14 protein-coding genes are annotated in these 16,341 nt (G+C 66.3%); 3 read left to right on the top strand and 11 right to left on the bottom strand.

The annotated features are described in order from the left end of the window. From ACIP9X_RS15715 to ACIP9X_RS15665, 11 genes are all read right to left on the bottom strand, one after another. Entirely contained in the window at positions 1–510 is a 510-nt protein-coding gene (locus ACIP9X_RS15715; RefSeq protein WP_400480681.1) for an RNA polymerase sigma factor, read from the bottom strand. 74 nt (positions 511–584) lie between these two features. After that, the gene (locus tag ACIP9X_RS15710) at positions 585–1,076 is read right to left on the bottom strand and encodes an 8-oxo-dGTP diphosphatase (RefSeq protein WP_400480680.1); all 492 of its coding nucleotides are present in this window, start codon (positions 1,074–1,076) and stop codon (positions 585–587) included. Positions 1,077–1,120: 44 nt separating this feature from the next. Further along, entirely contained in the window at positions 1,121–2,200 is a 1,080-nt protein-coding gene (xerD, locus tag ACIP9X_RS15705; RefSeq protein WP_400480790.1) for a site-specific tyrosine recombinase XerD, read from the bottom strand. Further along, positions 2,173–2,835, bottom strand: coding sequence for an NUDIX domain-containing protein (locus ACIP9X_RS15700; protein WP_400480789.1), 663 nt, complete (start codon positions 2,833–2,835; stop codon positions 2,173–2,175). The genes xerD and ACIP9X_RS15700 overlap by 28 nt, the downstream gene beginning before the upstream one ends. A gap of 45 nt (positions 2,836–2,880) precedes the next feature. Continuing rightward, on the bottom strand, positions 2,881–4,671 hold the full coding sequence (locus tag ACIP9X_RS15695) for a CTP synthase (protein WP_400480679.1): 1,791 nt from the start codon (positions 4,669–4,671) through the stop codon (positions 2,881–2,883). A gap of 85 nt (positions 4,672–4,756) precedes the next feature. Beyond that, entirely contained in the window at positions 4,757–6,496 is a 1,740-nt protein-coding gene (recN, locus tag ACIP9X_RS15690; protein ID WP_400480678.1) for a DNA repair protein RecN, read from the bottom strand. A 3-nt stretch (positions 6,497–6,499) separates the two neighbouring features. Further along, positions 6,500–7,555, bottom strand: coding sequence for an NAD kinase (locus tag ACIP9X_RS15685; RefSeq protein WP_400480677.1), 1,056 nt, complete (start codon positions 7,553–7,555; stop codon positions 6,500–6,502). A 13-nt stretch (positions 7,556–7,568) separates the two neighbouring features. Continuing rightward, a complete protein-coding gene (locus ACIP9X_RS15680) occupies positions 7,569–8,381 on the bottom strand; it encodes a TlyA family RNA methyltransferase (RefSeq protein ID WP_400480676.1) in 813 nt (270 codons plus the stop codon). Further along, entirely contained in the window at positions 8,378–8,608 is a 231-nt protein-coding gene (locus tag ACIP9X_RS15675; RefSeq protein ID WP_400480675.1) for a hypothetical protein, read from the bottom strand. The genes ACIP9X_RS15680 and ACIP9X_RS15675 overlap by 4 nt, the downstream gene beginning before the upstream one ends. A gap of 18 nt (positions 8,609–8,626) precedes the next feature. Next, positions 8,627–9,616 (bottom strand): HAD-IIA family hydrolase, encoded by a 990-nt coding sequence (locus ACIP9X_RS15670; RefSeq protein WP_400480674.1) that lies wholly within the window; start codon positions 9,614–9,616, stop codon positions 8,627–8,629. A gap of 6 nt (positions 9,617–9,622) precedes the next feature. Continuing rightward, complete coding sequence (locus ACIP9X_RS15665) at positions 9,623–10,618, bottom strand: hypothetical protein (protein ID WP_400480673.1); 996 nt, start codon at positions 10,616–10,618, stop codon at positions 9,623–9,625. On the opposite strand from ACIP9X_RS15665, the gene ACIP9X_RS15660 reads away from it, so the two are divergent. The 3 genes from ACIP9X_RS15660 (at position 10,583) to ACIP9X_RS15650 (ending at position 16,094) form a co-directional block, all read left to right on the top strand. Then, positions 10,583–11,500, top strand: coding sequence for a hypothetical protein (locus tag ACIP9X_RS15660; protein ID WP_400480672.1), 918 nt, complete (start codon positions 10,583–10,585; stop codon positions 11,498–11,500). The two genes, ACIP9X_RS15665 and ACIP9X_RS15660, sit on opposite strands and share 36 nt — an antisense overlap. A gap of 424 nt (positions 11,501–11,924) precedes the next feature. Then, positions 11,925–13,973 (top strand): cytochrome c oxidase assembly protein, encoded by a 2,049-nt coding sequence (locus ACIP9X_RS15655; RefSeq protein WP_400480671.1) that lies wholly within the window; start codon positions 11,925–11,927, stop codon positions 13,971–13,973. 81 nt (positions 13,974–14,054) lie between these two features. Next, positions 14,055–16,094 (top strand): multicopper oxidase domain-containing protein, encoded by a 2,040-nt coding sequence (locus ACIP9X_RS15650; RefSeq protein ID WP_400480670.1) that lies wholly within the window; start codon positions 14,055–14,057, stop codon positions 16,092–16,094. Positions 16,095–16,341 lie beyond the last annotated feature (247 nt).

Genomic DNA, 16,341 nt, shown 5'->3' with positions numbered 1-16,341 from the left:
TCATGCCCCCATCTTCTGTGTCATCGCCCCGGCGGCAACCGGCATTTGCTTGCGAAAGGCGGCCCTGGCACGGTGCAGCCGGACCTTTGCCGCTGATTCACTGCACTCCAGCACACGGGCGATCTCCGCCATGGTGAGTTCGTCCCAGTAGGCCAGCTGGAGGATGTCCCGTTCGCTGTCGCGGAGGGCCGCCATGGCGTTGTGGACCATCAGGTCCTGTGACTCCGGACCGGACAGCGTTTCGGCGGCCGCCCGCAGCTTTTCCTGGAGCGCAAGCTGCCTGTCCCGGCTGCGGTAGGCATTTCCGATGAGGTTCCGGGCCACGGTCAGCAGCCATGCGATGTCCGTGTGGGGTTCATCGCCCCACTTCTGCCACACGACCCGAAAGACGTCAGCGGCAAGCTCCTCAGCGAGCTCCGCAGACTCCACCCGCCGCCGCACGAATCTGTACACCCGCGGATAACTGTCCTTGTGAACGGCGATGAACGCCAGTTCGCGATCTGATTCCACGCATCCCCCCAGCTAACGAAGTAGTCCCCTGACCTGCCAGGCTAATCCGTTAGTTTCCAGCACGGGACCGACGGTTACACCCCGCGGTAAGAATATTCGGCGGAGGCCACCGTCTCGTTATCCGCATTCAAAGTGATAACGGAATCTACCACGCTGCCGCCCAACGCCACGGGAAGCCAGTGCTCGGCGTCCTGCCACATCCGCTCCAGGGGCAGTGCGGAGGTCAGGAACCATTCGGGAATGATTTCGGAACTCTCCACGGGTTCGCCGATCCATCGGCGGGTGGTGAACAGCCGCGTGGACATGTTCCAGTCCGGCCGCGCGGGAAACACGAACTGCACAGTACCGGCGTCTGACAGGTCGTCCTCGAGCACCACGATGCCCGCTTCCTCCAGCACCTCGCGGCAGGCGGCCTGGGCATCGGTCTCTCCTGCTTCGACGTGCCCGCCGAGGCCCACGATCTTGCCGGTGCCGAACCCTGTCTTTTTCAATCCGAGCAGCACTTCTGGCCCGCTGCCGGGGCTCTCCCGAAGGAGGAAACACAGGGTGACGGGCGCGGAGGTCATGCAGAACAGCCTAGCTTGGCCCGCGTGTCCCGTCCCTGCGTTCCTTATCCCAGGGCCCTGGGATGGGCGGCGGCGTAGATTTCCCGGAGCGTATCGGCCGTCACCAGCGTGTACACCTGAGTGGTGGTGACGGAAGCGTGGCCCAGCAGTTCCTGGACCACGCGGACGTCAGCCCCGCCCTCGAGCAGGTGGGTGGCGAACGAATGCCGCAGGGTGTGCGGGGACACGTCCTTGGTGATGTTGGCCTTGTCGGCGGCGGCCTTCAGGATGGTCCAGGCGCTCTGCCGGCTGATCCGTCCGCCCCGGGCGTTGAGGAAGAGCGCCGGCGTGCCCTTGCCTTTGGCCGCGAGCAGCGGGCGGCCGCGGACGAGGTAGGCATCCAGCGCCCGGGCGCCATAGGAGCCCAGCGGCACCATCCTCTCTTTCGAGCCCTTGCCGAACAGCCGCACGATGGCCGGACCGGCAGAGGCCGGCTGCACCGAGATGTCGTCGACGTCGAGACCCACGGCCTCGCTGATGCGGGCACCGGTGGAATAGAGGAATTCGAGCAGCGCCCGGTCCCGCAGCCCCGTGGCGGTGTCGGCACCGGCGGCTTCGAGGATCCGGGTGACTTCATCCACGGTGATGGCCTTGGGCAGCCGTTTCCCCGGCATCGGCGGGTGGACATCGCTGGCGGGATCCGCCGTCGTCATGCCCTCCAGCGCCCAGAACTTGTGCAGGCCGCGGACGGCAGCCACGGTGCGGGCCGCCGAGCGCACGCCCAGCGGCGTTCCGCCGTCGGAACCGTCCGACAACGCGCGGACGAAACCGGTGACGTGGAGCCGGGTCACATCACCGGGGCTGCTGAGGCCTGCGGCGGCGAGGTAGTTGGAGTACCGGGCGAGGTCGCGGCGGTAGGCCGACAGGGTGTTGGCCGCCAGGCCCCGCTCCACACCCATGTGCTGGAGGTAGTCGGTCACTCCGCGGTCAATCGCGGTGCGGGGACGTTCGGGACGGGCGGCGTCCTGGCCCCGGCGCTGCGGGGAATCCTCCAGGGTATCCACCGGCGGCGGGCCCGGGGCAGGCGCTGATTCAGCTGCAGCCGTCCCTGCCGTCATCAGCGCTGGCTCGGGTGGGCCGGCCAGGGTGCACCAGCCGGGCGCAGCCCCCTGAAGTCATCCGCTTTCGCCGCTGCTGCGGCGAGGACTCCGACGACGGCGGACGGGTTATGCAGGCGCCCCTCCAGGACTGCGGCCACGGCATCCTCGAGCGGAATCCAGTGGAGTTCGATTTCGGCTTCCTCGTCCGTGCGGACGTGGAGTTCATGGTGCGGAACTTCGGTCAGATCCCGGGCGAGGTAAATGCGGATGGCTTCGCTGGAGGATCCGGGCGAGTTGAAAAAGTCTGCCAGGACGTTCCACGTGCCGGCCACCAGGTCCGCTTCCTCGGCCAGTTCCCGTGCGGCACCGACCACGAAATCCTCGCCGTCGACGTCCAGCAGGCCGGCCGGAATCTCCCACAGGTCCATGCCCACCGGATGCCGGTACTGCTTGATCAGCAGCACCTCGCCGGCGTCGTTCATGGGCAGCACGGCCACGGCCCCGGGATGGTCTATGTAGTCACGGACCAGGGGGTTACCGTCGTCGGTGAGCTTGAAGCTGTCGCTGACGACGTCCCAGATCCGGCCCTCGTAGACCTTCTCCGTAGACAGCAGACGGCGCGGGCTCGGCTCATCTGACACCTGCCGTGCAGCAGGGATGTTTTCAGAAATACCGGGCATCGCGCCGTCCTCCGTCATTGGTGCTCAGGTCTACTCTGCAGTTGTTTAGCTGGCCGTCGCCTCGGAGGCAGCATCAGCCGCTGGTTCCTCCTGCGCAGCGGAGCCGGCCACCGGGGCGGCCCCGTTCCTGTCCCCGCTGCCACTCTGGTGGTCCAGCGCGGCCTTGACCAGCCCGGCGAAGAGCGGGTGCGGACGCGTCGGACGCGAGCTGAGTTCCGGGTGGGCCTGCGTGGCCACGTAGTACGGGTGTACCTCGCGGGGCAGTTCCACGTACTCAACGAGCTTGCCGTCCGGCGACGTGCCGGAGAACACGAGGCCCTGGGCGGCAATCTGGTCACGGTACTTGTTGTTCACCTCGTACCGATGGCGGTGGCGTTCGCTGACGGTGGTGGTGCCGTAGGTCTCGGCGATGACCGAGCCCTCGTCCAGCTTGGCCTCGTACAGGCCCAGGCGCATAGTGCCGCCCAGGTCGCCGCGGCCCTCGACGAATTCCAGCTGCTCTTCCATCGTGGCGATGACCGGGTACTTCGAGTCGGGCTCGAATTCGCTGGAGGAGGCACCTTCGAGGCCCACCACGTTGCGCGCGTACTCGATGACCATGCACTGCAGGCCAAGGCACAGGCCCAGGACCGGCAGGCGGCTTTCGCGGGCGTACTTCAGGGCGCCCAGCTTGCCTTCGAGGCCGCGGATGCCGAAACCGCCCGGCACGCAGATGGCGTCTACGGCGTCCAGCGACCTGGCGGCGCCTTCGTGCGTTTCGCACTCATCGGACGGCACCCAGCGGATCTTGACCTTGGCGTCGTTGGCGAAGCCGCCGGCGCGCAGGGCCTCCGTCACGGAGAGGTAGGCATCCGGGAGGTCGATGTACTTGCCCACGAGGGCGATTTCGACCTCGTGCTTGGGGTTGTGGACGGCTTCGAGGAGCTTGTCCCAGCTTGTCCAGTCAACGTCCTTGAACGGCAGGTCAAGCGCCCGGACGATGTAGGAGTCCAGGCCCTGCGTGTGCAGCGTCTTGGGGATGTCGTAGATGCTCGGGGCGTCGGCGGCATTGACCACGGCGTCGATATCGACGTCGCACATGCGGCCGATCTTTTCCCGCATTGCCTCGGGAACTTCACGGTCCGAACGGATCACAATCGCTTCCGGCTGGATGCCGATGGAGCGCAGGGCTGCCACGGAGTGCTGCGTGGGCTTGGTTTTGAGTTCCTGCGAGGGTCCGATGTACGGCACCAGGGAAACATGCAGGAAGAAGACGTTGTTGCGGCCGACGTCCTGGCGGACCTGGCGGGCAGACTCAAGGAAGGGCTGCGATTCGATGTCGCCTACGGTGCCGCCGATCTCGGTGATGATGACGTCCGGCGCGTTCTTGCCCTCGGCGGGAAGACGCATCCTGCGCTTGATCTCGTCGGTGATGTGCGGAATGACCTGGACGGTGTCTCCGAGGTACTCGCCGCGGCGTTCCTTGGCGATCACGGTGGAGTAGACCTGGCCGGTGGTCACGTTGGCCGAGCCCTCGAGGTTCTCGTCGAGGAAGCGCTCGTAGTGTCCGATGTCGAGGTCGGTCTCCGCGCCGTCGTCCGTGACGAAGACCTCACCGTGCTGGAAGGGGTTCATCGTGCCCGGATCCACGTTCAAGTAGGGATCGAGCTTCTGCATAGTTACAGACAAACCGCGTGCCCGCAGCAGGTGGCCGAGGCTGGAAGCCGTCAGTCCCTTACCGAGCGAGGACGCCACACCGCCGGTGACGAAGATGTGTTTGGTCGTCTTGGACGAGCCCGGGAACCGGGAATTTACACGGGAATTTGATCGCTGCACCACGGAATTCGAGCCTATCATCAATTGAGCCTTCCACGGATCGGGTATGCGCCCCCAAAGGCTTCAGTTTTCCGTGTCAGCAGGCTCCAAGCAAGAGCAGAGGCGGTCATGCCTGCTGCGGCAGCAGCCGGGCGTCTTCGAGCAGTTCCTGTGCGTGGGCCTGCGCGGTCTCGGAGTCCTCCTGGCCCGCGAGCATCCGCGCCAGCTCCCGGACCCGCTCCGGCTCGTCCAGCAGCTGGACGTCGCTGGAGGTGAATCCGGTGGCGGTGGCGCCGTCGGAGCCCCGGACCGAGGTTTTGGTCACCCGGATGTGCTGGTCCGCGAAGGCAGCGACCTGCGGCAGGTGGGTGACCACGAGCACCTGGACGTGGCGGGCCAGCATCGCCAGCCGGCGGCCGATCTCGACGGCGGCCCGGCCGCCCACGCCAGCGTCCACCTCGTCGAAAACGAACGTGGGCACCGGGTCAACGGCCGCCAGCACCACTTCAATGGCGAGCATGACGCGGGAAAGCTCACCGCCGGACGCTCCCTTGCCCAGCGGCCGGGCGGGCGCACCCGAGTGCGGCTGCAGCAGGAATGCGATCTCATCGGCACCGTGGGGTCCGAGCTGGCCGGCGGCGTCGAGGTTGATGACCAGGGTGGCGTCGGCCATGGCGAGGGCTTTAAGCTCGGCGCTGACCCGTGCCGAGAGGTTTTTCGCGGCTTTTGCCCGGATCTTGCTGATGGCCGCGGCCTGCTTCGTGAGCTCGGCTTCGGCCTTGGCCACGTCGGCTTCCAGGGTTTCGATCCGGGTGGAATCGTCCTGCAGCTCATCAAAGCGGACACGGGCTTTTTCGGCCCACTCAAGAACCTCGTCGATGCTGGGCGCATACTTGCGGACCAGCTTCGCCAGGGCGGCCCGGCGTTCCTCGATCTCGGCCAGCCTCTCCGGGCCTTCCGAATCCAGTCCTGCCTGGTAGCTGGCGAGCTCCGTGGCGATGTCGTTGAGCAGGAACCCCACCTCGGCGAGGCGGGCGGCGGCGGAGCCAAGTTCCTCGTCATGCTCGGCCACATGTTCGAGCGTCCGTTTGGCAGTGTCCACAAGCGTGGTGGCGTCTCCGGCCTCGCCGAAGTCCTCAGCGATGAGGGCCTGATGGGCGGTGGTGGCGGCGATGCGGAGCTCCTCAACGTTGGCGAGCTTCACTGACTCAGCCTTGAGGGCCTCGTCCTCCCCCGGCTGCGGGTCCACGGCGTCGATCTCGGCCAGGGAGATTTCCAGTGACTCCGCCTCACGGAGGCGGTCCCGCGCCGCGCTCCGGAGCGTGTCCAGTTCGGTCTGGCTGGCCTTCCAGGTGGCATACAGCTCCTGGTATCCGCCCAGGACGGGGGCCAGGGTTTCCCCGGCAAACTTGTCCAGGGCCTCGCGCTGAGCCGTGGCGCTCTTGAGCCGGATCTGGTCCGACTGGCCGTGCACCACCACAAGGGATTCGCCGATTTCGGCCAGTACCCCCACCGGGGCGGCTCGGCCGCCGAGGAACGCACGGCTGCGTCCGTCCGCTCCCAGGCGGCGTGACAGCAGCAGTTCCGCGCCGCCGTCGAACTCCTCGATTTCCGCCCCGGCATTACGGGCGCGCTCCACGGCTGCATGTCCGGCGCCGAGCCTGAGGACGGCCTCCGCCGAGGCGCTCTTGGCCCCGCTGCGGACAGCGCCGGCGTCTGACCGGGCGCCCAGCAGCAGCCCGACGGCGGTAACCACCATGGTCTTGCCGGCGCCGGTCTCGCCGGTCACCACACTAAGCCCGGGTCCCAAGGGCAATGTTGCGTCGGTGATGACACCCAGATCGCGGATTCTCAGTTCTTCAAGCATGGATCACTTTCCGGTTGGAGGCTCGGAATCTTCGGCAGGTTCGGCATACGGCTGCGGGATGGGCGGCAGGTCGCCTGGTTGCGGCGGGTGCAGCGGGGCCATGGGCCGCGGGGTGCGGACGATGGGTATCGGGCCGGTGTGGACGACTTCGGACTGCGGCACGGGGCCGCGCCAGCCGTGGATGGGCAGCTGGAACTTGCGGACCAGCCGGGCGGAGAACGGCGTCTGGTGCGTGCGGGCCAGGCGGACAGGGGTGACGGACCGGGTGACTTCCACACGGGCGCCGGGCGGCAGATCCACGGAACGGCGGCCGTCGCACCACAGCACGCCCTGGGCATCCGTCCTGCTCAGCACTTCCACGGCCAGCCTGGAGCGCGGGGAAACCACCAGCGGCTTCGCGAACAGCGCGTGCGCACTGATGGGGACAATCACGAGGGCCTCCACCTCGGGCCATACCACCGGGCCTCCGGCCGAGAAGGCGTAGGCCGTCGATCCCGTAGGCGTGGCGAGCACGACGCCGTCGCAACCGAACGAGCTCAGGGGGCGCTCATCCACTTCGGTGACCACCTCGAGCATCCGCTCACGGTTGCCCTTTTCGATTGCGGCCTCATTGAGGGCCCAGGTATGCCAGATTTTCTGGCCGCGGACCCAGACCTGGACGTCGATGGTCATGCGTTCTTCCACCGAGTATTCGCGGCTGGCGATCCAGTCGACAGTCTGGGCGAGGTCTGCCCGCTCGCTTTCGGCGAGGAACCCCACGTGCCCCAGGTTGACTCCAAGAAGGGGAACGTCCACCTCCCTGACCAGTTCGGCCGCCCGGAGAATGGTGCCGTCGCCGCCAAGCACCATGACGAGTTCGACGTCGGGCAGCTGGACGTGGTCGTGCAGGACCTCCACGGGCTGCTCCATCCGGCCGAAGAAACCCTCCATGTCCTCCAGCTCGGACTGCTGCATCACGGGGATGATGCCGGATGCGTGCAGCTGGGCACATGCCTCCCAGGCAGCCTTCAGGGATTCTTCGCGGCCGGTGTGGGCAAGTACCAGTACACGCCTGCTCATCGGGTTCCGCTCTCTAGTGGTTCGGCCAGATATTTCCAAGCAACACAGCCACAGCTGCGTCCCGCTCTTCGATCTTAGGCAAGTCTCGGTCAGTTCTTCGTTTTATCCACAGGAAATACTCGACATTTCCGTCCTGCCCGGGCAACGGGCTGGCAGCCAGTCCGCAGAGTTCGAGGCCTGCATCACTGGCTGCCCCCGCCACTTTAGCCACCGCCATGCGGCGTTCGCGCTCCGACGTGACCACACCCGTGCGTCCCAGCCGTTCCCTGCCGATCTCAAACTGGGGCTTGACCATGAGCACTAGGTCGCCGCCGGGACGCGTGCAGGACGCCAACGGCGCCACGACCAGGGTCAGCGAAATGAAGGACAGATCGGCCACCGTCAGGTCAGCCGGTCCCCCGATGTGGTCCGGTTCCATGTAACGGACATTCAGCCCTTCATGGACGCTCACGCGCGGATCGCTCCTGAGCTGCGGCACCAGCTGTCCGTGCCCGACGTCGGCCGCCACCACGTGCGCGGCGCCCCGCCGCAGCAGGACATCGGTGAAACCCCCGGTGGATGCTCCGGCGTCAAGGCACCGCTTGCCCCTGACCGTTACCTCGGGAAACGCGTCAAGGGCGCCCGCCAGCTTATGGCCGGCCCGGCTGACATAGGTGTCCGTGGAATCCTCGGCCACGACGAGCTCGCGGTCTTCGGCGATCTGCAGCGACGCCTTCGCGAGGACGTCGCCGGCCGAGGAGACTTTGCCCTCCGCAATGAGCCTGGCCGCATGCGTGCGGGACCGCGCCAGTCCCCGGGTGACGAGCGCCTGGTCGAGTCTGGTCACGCGCCGGTCCCGGCCGACGTGTCCTCGTTAAGCGCTGCCAGCAGGCTGTCGTGCATCTCCGCGTACGCGGCAGGGTGGCCGGATACCGGAAGTTCCGGAATCTGCCGCACGGTCTCGAGGATTGCCTGGACAGTATGGTCCGGCGCTTCATCCGCCTCCAGGGGCAGGTCCGGCCAGGCAATCTGCGGGGCGGCCTCCTGCCGGGCGTCAGAATTCGGCTCTGTCATGGCACCAGTCTATTGATTCTAGTGATCGAGCCATTCGAGCAGTGGAGCCGTGGCTTCCGGGGACTGCGGCCGCGCGTTCCACCAGGCGGCGCAGGCCGCCCGCCAGGAATCCAGGTTGTCCTGGCCGCCACTGATCCGGACGGTTTCTCCCTCCACGGCGGCGAAAGCGCCACCGCAACGGAACGTCCCGCCGTCGTGCTCCACTGCCGGGTACGGCTGGTACAGCCCCGTCAGGTCTGCAATGAGAAAGTCGGGGCGTTCTTCACTGCGTGCCGCGAGGATCGTTTCCCGCGTATCGACGCCGGTCAGCACCGCCACGGTGGCAAAGCCGGCGCGGTTGCCGCCGAGAATGTCGGTGTCCAGGCGGTCACCCACCACGAGCGGGCGCTCGGCTGCGAGGCGCTTGGCGGCAGCGTGGAACAGCGGGGCTTCGGGCTTGCCCGCCACGCGGGGATACTGGCGCGTCGCGGCAGCCACTGCGCCCACGAGGGTGCCGTTCCCCGGCGCCATCCCCCGGGCCTGCGGGATGGACATGTCGGTATTGGTCGCCACCCACAGGGCGCCGCCGGCTACGACATAGGCGGCCTCAGCCAGGTCCTTCCACCCGATCTCGGGGTTGAAACCCTGCACCACTGCTACCGGGTGTTCCGCGGCACTGTGCACGGGCTTCAGTCCCACCAGTTCGATCTCGTGAGCCAGGGCAGGGCTGCCGGTAATCATGACGGCGGCGCCTGCCGGCAGGAGTGAGGCGAGCAACTCCGCTGCCGCCTGCGACGAGCTCACCACCTGGTGGTCCTCCGCCGGCGCTCCCAGCTCGCGAAGATGAGCCGCCACCTGCGCGGGTGTCCGGGAGGCGTTGTTGGTCACGTAACCAAGCCCGACGCCGATGTCCTCGAGCCGCTGCAGCGCGTCCACTGCGCCGGGGATCGCGTGGGGACCGGCGTACACCACCCCATCGAGGTCGGAGAGCAGTGCGTCGAAGCGGGAGATCAGATGCGAATCAGCCATGCGCGCCTAGTCCTCGGATCCTTCGTGCCTGCGGTCATCCTGCCCTGTTTCTTCGTCCTGCACCGTTTGCTCGTCGTGCACCGCTTCTGCGTCGGGCACCGCTTCTGCGTCGTCTTCGGCTTCTGCGGAGTCCGCATCGGACTCGGCGTCGTCGGACGTGAAGTGGTCTGCTTCGACGTCGTCCAGGTTGTCCTCCAGGGACGCGCTGCCCTCCGCCGTCTCCCCGGCACCGGCTTCCGGGCTCATTTCTGCGGCCTGCTGGGCGGGCGAAGTGCGGTCAGCCTGCGGCGCGGCATCTGCTGCGGCCTCGGCGATCAGCCGCTTGCGTTCAGCAGCCTCGCGGGCTTCCTCTTCCTCGTCCCAGCCGAGGTCGATGATTTCCGGTTCCTCTTCGACGCCCATGCCCAGGGCCTCCTCGGCCACGACGGCCTGACGCTGCCACTTCTCGGCCTCGGCAGTACGTCCGACAGCAGTCAGGGCGTCGGCGTAGGCGCGGAACAGACGCGGGCTGTAGGAGAAGGCGCGGTTGATGTCCAGCTGCGGGATCTCAAGCTCAGCTACTGCAGCATCCTTCTGGCCCAGGTCAGCACGCGCGCCGGAGGCGACAATAGCCAGTTCCACTTTGCCGGGGGCGTCGAGGTCCTGTGCCTCCTCTGAGCGGGCAACATCCAGGGCGCGGTCCGGCCGGCCGAGGCCGCGTTCGCAGTCGGCCATGACGGGCAGGTGCACGTTGGAGCCGCTGATCCGGCGGTAGGTACGGAACTCCCGCAGGGCTTCGCCGTAGTGTCCGGCGGCGTAGGCGGTGAGGCCTACTGCTTCGCGGACTGCTGCGAGGCGTCCGCCGCGGCGGCTGGCGGCCAAGGCGTGCTGGAAGGCCAGCTCAGGCTCTTCGTCGAGGAGACGGCCGGCCATGACGAGGTGGCGGGCCACCCATTCGGCGCTCTTGGCTTCGAGGGTTTTGATTTGGTGCTGTGTGGCGCGGTCCAGCTCCTTGCCGGTCACGTCCTCGTCAATTTCAGGGGAACGTTCACGGTCCGGCCGGTTGGCGCTGCGGAGGTCCGCTGCGTTCGGGACGCGGACCGGACGGCCTTCTTCCCTGCCCTGGCCGAACTGGCGCGGTCCGGAGTCGCCCCGGTCGAAGCTGCGCGGAGCCCGCTCCTGCCGGTCGCCGAAGGGCTTGCGGTTCCCGCCGCCGCCAAAGCTGCGGCGGTCACCCTCGCCGTCGCGACGCGGACGGTCACCGAACGGCTTACGCTCGCCGCCACCAAAGCTGCGGCGCTCACCGTCGCCTTCGCGACGAGGGCGGTCGCCAAACGGCTTGCGATCACGGTCACCAAAGCTCCGGCGCTCACCCTCGCCGTCGCGACGCGGACGATCACCAAACGGCTTACGATCACGGTCACCAAAGCTCCGGCGCTCACCCTCGCCGTCGCGACGCGGACGATCACCAAACGGCTTACGATCACGGTCACCAAAAGGCTTACGCTCCCCGCCACCAAAGCTGCGACGCTCGCCCTCGCCGTCGCGAGGCGGACGGTCACCAAATGGCTTGCGATCACGGTCACTAAAAGGCTTACGCTCGCCGCCACCAAAACCGCGGCGCTCACCCTCGCCGTCGCCACGCGGACGATCACCAAAGGGTTTACGATCGCGGTCACCAAACGGCTTACGCTCACCGCCACCAAAACCGCGGCGCTCACCCTCGCCTTCGCGGCGCGGACGATCACCATACGGCTTTCGCTCACCATAGCTACGGCGGTCACCTTCGCCCTCACGACGCGGACGATCACCAAAAGGCTTACGCTCACCGCTGCCGGAAGAACGGCTAGGGCCATCGGCGCCGCGCCCGTCCCGGGCACGGAAGCCCCTGGGCTCGCCCCCTGAGTTGTTGGCCCCCCTAAAAGGACCGCCCCGCGCGCGGTTGCTGCCCGAGTTGCCGCGATCGTGTTCGTGGCGCTTGCCGCCGTCGTGCTCAGCCATGGTGGATTCCTCCTGTAGTGAGCCGACCACTGGCGCGATGCGCAGCCGCTCGTATCCGTGTTTTGTTGTCCTGCGCCACGCCACCTGGTGCTGTCTGGCGCCCGCATATCTCCTGCAATTCTAGGCGAGAGGGCGTGCACTTCCGAACCTCGGGGCCCCTTTCGGGGGTAGGCGTGTGTATCGTCACAGCCCGCCCTCAGTGCGTCACGCCGCACCATTAGCCAGCCGCAACCGTGGTGATCCGGACGCATGCACCCCCTTTGCGCCACAGGAAATCCCCAAGGATGTCTGGCGAGACTGAGCCGCAGAGACACGCCGAGGGGGATCTATGAAGCAGTCGACCGTGCGGGCAGTCGCGGCAGGAGCAGTTGTCCTGGTATGCGGCCTTGTGGCCCTTGTCATCGCCTTTTACCCACAGGCCGCAACCGAGGCCGGCGCACTGTCCCAGACGGGTTCCGCTGTCGTGTGGGGTTTGCCCACAGCGAAGTTGATGTTCAATATCGCAGCTGCCTGTTCCCTCGGGTCCCTCGTGCTCGCGCTCTTTGCTTTGCCGCCGCAAGGAAAAGCGTTCTCGGGGGCGCTGAGGTTCGCCGGGGTGTCGGCGGCCCTATGGGCTCTAGCTGGGGCCAGCATGACCTTCCTGACCTTCCACTCCCTGGCCAACATCGCCCTGTTTTCCGAGGGATCCGGCGCTGCCTTCATGAGCTTCCTGACAGATGTCGACGCCGGGCGGCGGGGAGCGCTGACCGTCCTGGTGGCCGCGGTGGTGGCTCTCCTGTGTTTTGCCGTGAACCGTTCGGCCGCCGAGCCCCGTTCTACCATTACCCGCGGTTCCACCTTGAAAAGCCAGCGGGGGGTTGTGCTGGCGATCCTGCTCTCCGCAGCAGGGCTGGTTCCGCTGGCATTAAATTCGCATGCCGCCAGCGGCGGCGGCCACCCCGACAGCACGCTGTCCGTTGTGATGCACATGGCCGCGGCCGCAACATGGCTCGGCGGCCTGCTGGCCCTTGTCGCGCTCCGCAGGTCTCTGGACGCAGCGATGCTCCCGACTGTTGTGCGGCGCTATTCCACGCTCGCACTGGTTTCGTTTGCCGCCTTGGCCGTTTCAGGTCTTCTTGCCGGCTGGGCCGGCTTGGGTTCGCTGGCCGCCGTCGTTACTCCCTACGGAACGATCATCGCAGCGAAAAGCACTGCGTTCGCTGTGCTGGGGATCTTTGGAGTGCTCCACCGGCGCTCAATCCTGGCCAGGCTGGAGCGGGACCCAAACGGGGGCGGCCGGACATTTGCCACGCTGGCAGTGACAGAACTGGCCGTCATGGGAGTTGCCTCCGGACTCGCTGCGGCGCTTGCCCGCACGCCGCCCCCGACCGTCGCAGAAACGGGCCCGCTTGAAGAAGCGGGACAAATCCCTTCACTCATTGAGGCAGCCGCTGGCTGGAAACTGGACCCGCTGTGGAGCCTTGTCTGCGGAATGGCCGCCTTTCTGTACCTCGCGGGCCTGCACAGGCTGCGCTTGCAGGGCGGATCATGGCCTGCCTATCGGACCGTACTGTGGCACGTCGGCATTGGACTGCTGTTTATCGTTACGAACGGAGGCCTGCACGTCGCGCAGGAGTACCACATCAGCGCGCACGTGCTGACTCAGATGATCCTTACTGCGGTGGTTCCGCTCTTCCTGGTGCCGGCTTCGCCGCTGACCTTGGCGGAACTAACGGTCCCCTGGCGGCGCGACGGAACCGTCGGAGGCGCGGAGGTGATCGGCGGGGCGGTCCGCTCGGCCCAGACCGCCATGGCAGATCCTATTGCGGCGGCCGTGGGCCTTGCTGCGACGCTGGCTGTTTTTTACTACACACCGCTGCTGCAGTACTCATCCGCTACTCAATTCGGCTATGCGGCAATGACAGTGCCTGCACTGATATTCGGGTGCCTGTTCACTGCATCGCTGTGGCGCCCATTCGGGGGCCCTTCACCCTCCACGATGACGACAAGGATGTTGGCGCTCTGCGGCGCTGCGTTGCTTTACGGCTTTCACGGCTGGGCGCTGGCCCAGCAGCCTGACCAGCTGCCGGACGCCAGGAGGGAACCGTGGCAGATAACCGTTGATCCCGCCGTCGATCTTTCCTTGGGTAATGCGGAGCCGGCCGGCATCGGCATGTGGGCTCTGGCCGCAGCCACCCTGGCCCTGGTTGCAGCCATAATGCTTCTTCGGGCGCGCATCAAGCCGGCACCCCTTGAGGAGGGCGAGGGACCAGGGCAGACCGGGAAACTGTCTGCGGCTTCGGCTTCCGCGCTCATTGAAGTTGCCGAAGCGGACTCCGGTCCAAATGAGTCCCCCCAGGGTTTACAAGCGAGATACGACTCTCTGATACGGCCTTGAAGCGCGCAAGGTTTTTGCAGGGTAAACCATCCAATCTTTATCTAAAGCATTTGGACAATTGGCGTTATATGGGAGGAAGCCATGTCAGTTTCACGCCGTCAGGCACTGCAGATTGGCGGAGTTGGCGTTATTGGGGCTTTGGGGCTGGCCGTGCCCCTCTCATCAGTTGATGCCAAATCGGCCAGCCAGCTGGACGCCCGGAACATGCCGAAGCTGTATCAGCGGACCCTGCCGATCCCGCCGGTGCTGGCGCCCAAGAGCACCACCGTCGGGGCCGACGGTAAAAAGACGCACCTGTACCAGATCGAGCAGACCGCATGCATGGGCAACATCCTTCCCGGACTGAGCACACCGCTCCTTGGTTACAACGGACTGGTTCCCGGGCCCACCATCAAGGTGAACCAGGGTGAGCGGATCACGCTGGAGATGGACAACATCCTGCCGCTCTTCCACCCCCAGTGGGGCTACCGTCTGGACACTTCCACCCACCTGCACGGTTCCGCGTCGCTGCCGCAGTACGACGGCTATGCCAACGACCTGACCGGACGGGGGCTGTGCAAGGACTACGAGTACCCCAACTTCCAGCCGGCCCGGACCCTGTGGTACCACGACCACGCCGTGCACAACACCGCCCAAAGCGTGTATTCGGGACTCGCAGGACAGTACCACCTGCACGACGAGGCTGAGCGGAACTTGCTGCCGCAGGGCAAGTTCGACGTGCCGCTGACCATCTCGGACGCCATGTTCGCCAGGAACGGATCCCTGGGCTACAACGACAACAGCCACTCAGGCCTCTGGGGCGACATCATCCTGGTCAACGGTGCGCCGTGGCCTGTCATGAAGGTGCAGCGCCGCATCTACCGCTTCCGTATCCTCAATGCCTCGATCTCCCGCTCCTACCGGTTCCAGCTCAGCACCGGGGACCCGGTCACCATGGTTGGTACCGACGGCGGCCTGATGCCCGCCGCGCAGCAGGTCTCCTCCTGGCGGCATTCCGGCGCGGAGCGCTACGAGATCCTGATCGACTTCTCCAAGTACCCGGTGGGCAAGCGTGTTGAGCTGCGCAACCTGTCGAACAAGAACAACGTCGACTATGACTACACGGGCAGGATCATGGCGTTCGACGTCACCGCGGATCCGGTGGACACCTCAGGCCCGGCCGCGAAGGTGATGCCGACCCTGCTTACCGGCAGCCCAACCATGGACCTCACCCCGTCGCAGTCCGTCAAGACGCGCCGCATGCGCCTGAAGCGGGATGGAGACATCTGGACCATCGGCGGCATGACGTGGGACGAGGTCGTGAAGAGCGGGTACAAGAAGGTCCTGGCGGATCCAGACCTGAACGACGTAGAGATCTGGGAGTTCGAGAACAGCTCGGGCGGCTGGTTCCACCCCCTGCACATTCACCTCGTTGATTTCAAGGTCCTGAGCCGCAATGGCCGGCCGCCCTTCCCCTACGAACAGGGGCCCAAGGACACCGTCTATGTGGGTGAGGGCGAGACCGTGCGCCTGCTCATGCAGTTCGGGCCCCACCGGGGCCGGTACATGATCCACTGCCACAACCTGCCCCACGAAGACCACGACATGATGGGCCAGTTCAGCGTCGGCTACAACCCCAACGACCCCGACCCCAATGATCCGATCGAAGCCGTGAAGCCCCACCCGATCGGCGAAGTCGTGCCGGTGCCGGGTGAAGCAGCGGCGGACGAAGAGGAAACGCCAACCTCCGAAGCGACCGTGACGGCGGAGGCCACGCCAACCCAGACGGCGCAGCCCACCCAGCCGAGCGGTTCCTCGGCGGCCACAGAAACAGCAGCGCCCGTAACTACCCAGCCGGCTGATCAAAAGGACGTTGTCACGATCACCACCGCCAGGCACCGGCTGAACAAGGACATCGCCTTTGCCGGGACGTCACGGTACTCGGGGACGGCAACCTCGGCGAATGTTGTGCTCTACGACATCACGCCGGGCAGGACAGCCACCCGGATCGGCACGGCCTCGATCAATTCCCTCGGCAACTGGACCTGGACAACCAAGCCCGGACCGTCACGGCAGGTCACCATGGTCCGCGCAGACTCGAGCCGCGGCGGCACGGCGACGGCGTCAGTGCGCACTGACTGAGCGTAGGTTCTGGTTTAGACCGGCAAGATCTGCGGTTTGAGAATCGCGCAAGAAGCTGAGAGAGCGTGCGGTCCGGCACGGTGGGAACTGAGAGAGGATCGGGTGGTGGCCGGCAATAAGTGAGAGAGTGGTTGTTGAGTGGTTGTTAAAGTGGGAGAGCCCCAACCATGGCTGGTTGGGGCTCTCGACCGTTTTTTCTAATGGTTGTCCGGCGGTGACCTACTCTCCCACACCCTCCCGGGTGCAG

Origin of the sequence: Arthrobacter sp. NPDC093125, assembly GCF_044754225.1 — a bacterium.
In the GTDB taxonomy this organism is placed as follows: Bacteria; Actinomycetota; Actinomycetes; order Actinomycetales; family Micrococcaceae; genus Arthrobacter.
The sequence above is the reverse complement of the archived record's forward strand: the minus strand, read 5'-3'. Positions and strand labels throughout refer to the sequence as shown.

Bases quoted from the DNA above. Each gene is read 5' to 3' on its own strand.
- ACIP9X_RS15685 (WP_400480677.1), bottom strand. From the start codon at position 7,555: ATGAGCAGGCGTGTACTGGTACTTGCCCACACCGGCCGCGAAGAATCC.
- ACIP9X_RS15700 (WP_400480789.1), bottom strand. From the start codon at position 2,835: ATGCCCGGTATTTCTGAAAACATCCCTGCTGCACGGCAGGTGTCAGAT.
- ACIP9X_RS15670 (WP_400480674.1), bottom strand. From the start codon at position 9,616: ATGGCTGATTCGCATCTGATCTCCCGCTTCGACGCACTGCTCTCCGAC.
- recN (WP_400480678.1), bottom strand. From the start codon at position 6,496: ATGCTTGAAGAACTGAGAATCCGCGATCTGGGTGTCATCACCGACGCA.
- ACIP9X_RS15650 (WP_400480670.1), top strand. From the start codon at position 14,055: ATGTCAGTTTCACGCCGTCAGGCACTGCAGATTGGCGGAGTTGGCGTT.
- ACIP9X_RS15675 (WP_400480675.1), bottom strand. From the start codon at position 8,608: ATGACAGAGCCGAATTCTGACGCCCGGCAGGAGGCCGCCCCGCAGATT.
- ACIP9X_RS15695 (WP_400480679.1), bottom strand. From the start codon at position 4,671: ATGATAGGCTCGAATTCCGTGGTGCAGCGATCAAATTCCCGTGTAAAT.
- ACIP9X_RS15710 (WP_400480680.1), bottom strand. From the start codon at position 1,076: ATGACCTCCGCGCCCGTCACCCTGTGTTTCCTCCTTCGGGAGAGCCCC.
- ACIP9X_RS15655 (WP_400480671.1), top strand. From the start codon at position 11,925: ATGAAGCAGTCGACCGTGCGGGCAGTCGCGGCAGGAGCAGTTGTCCTG.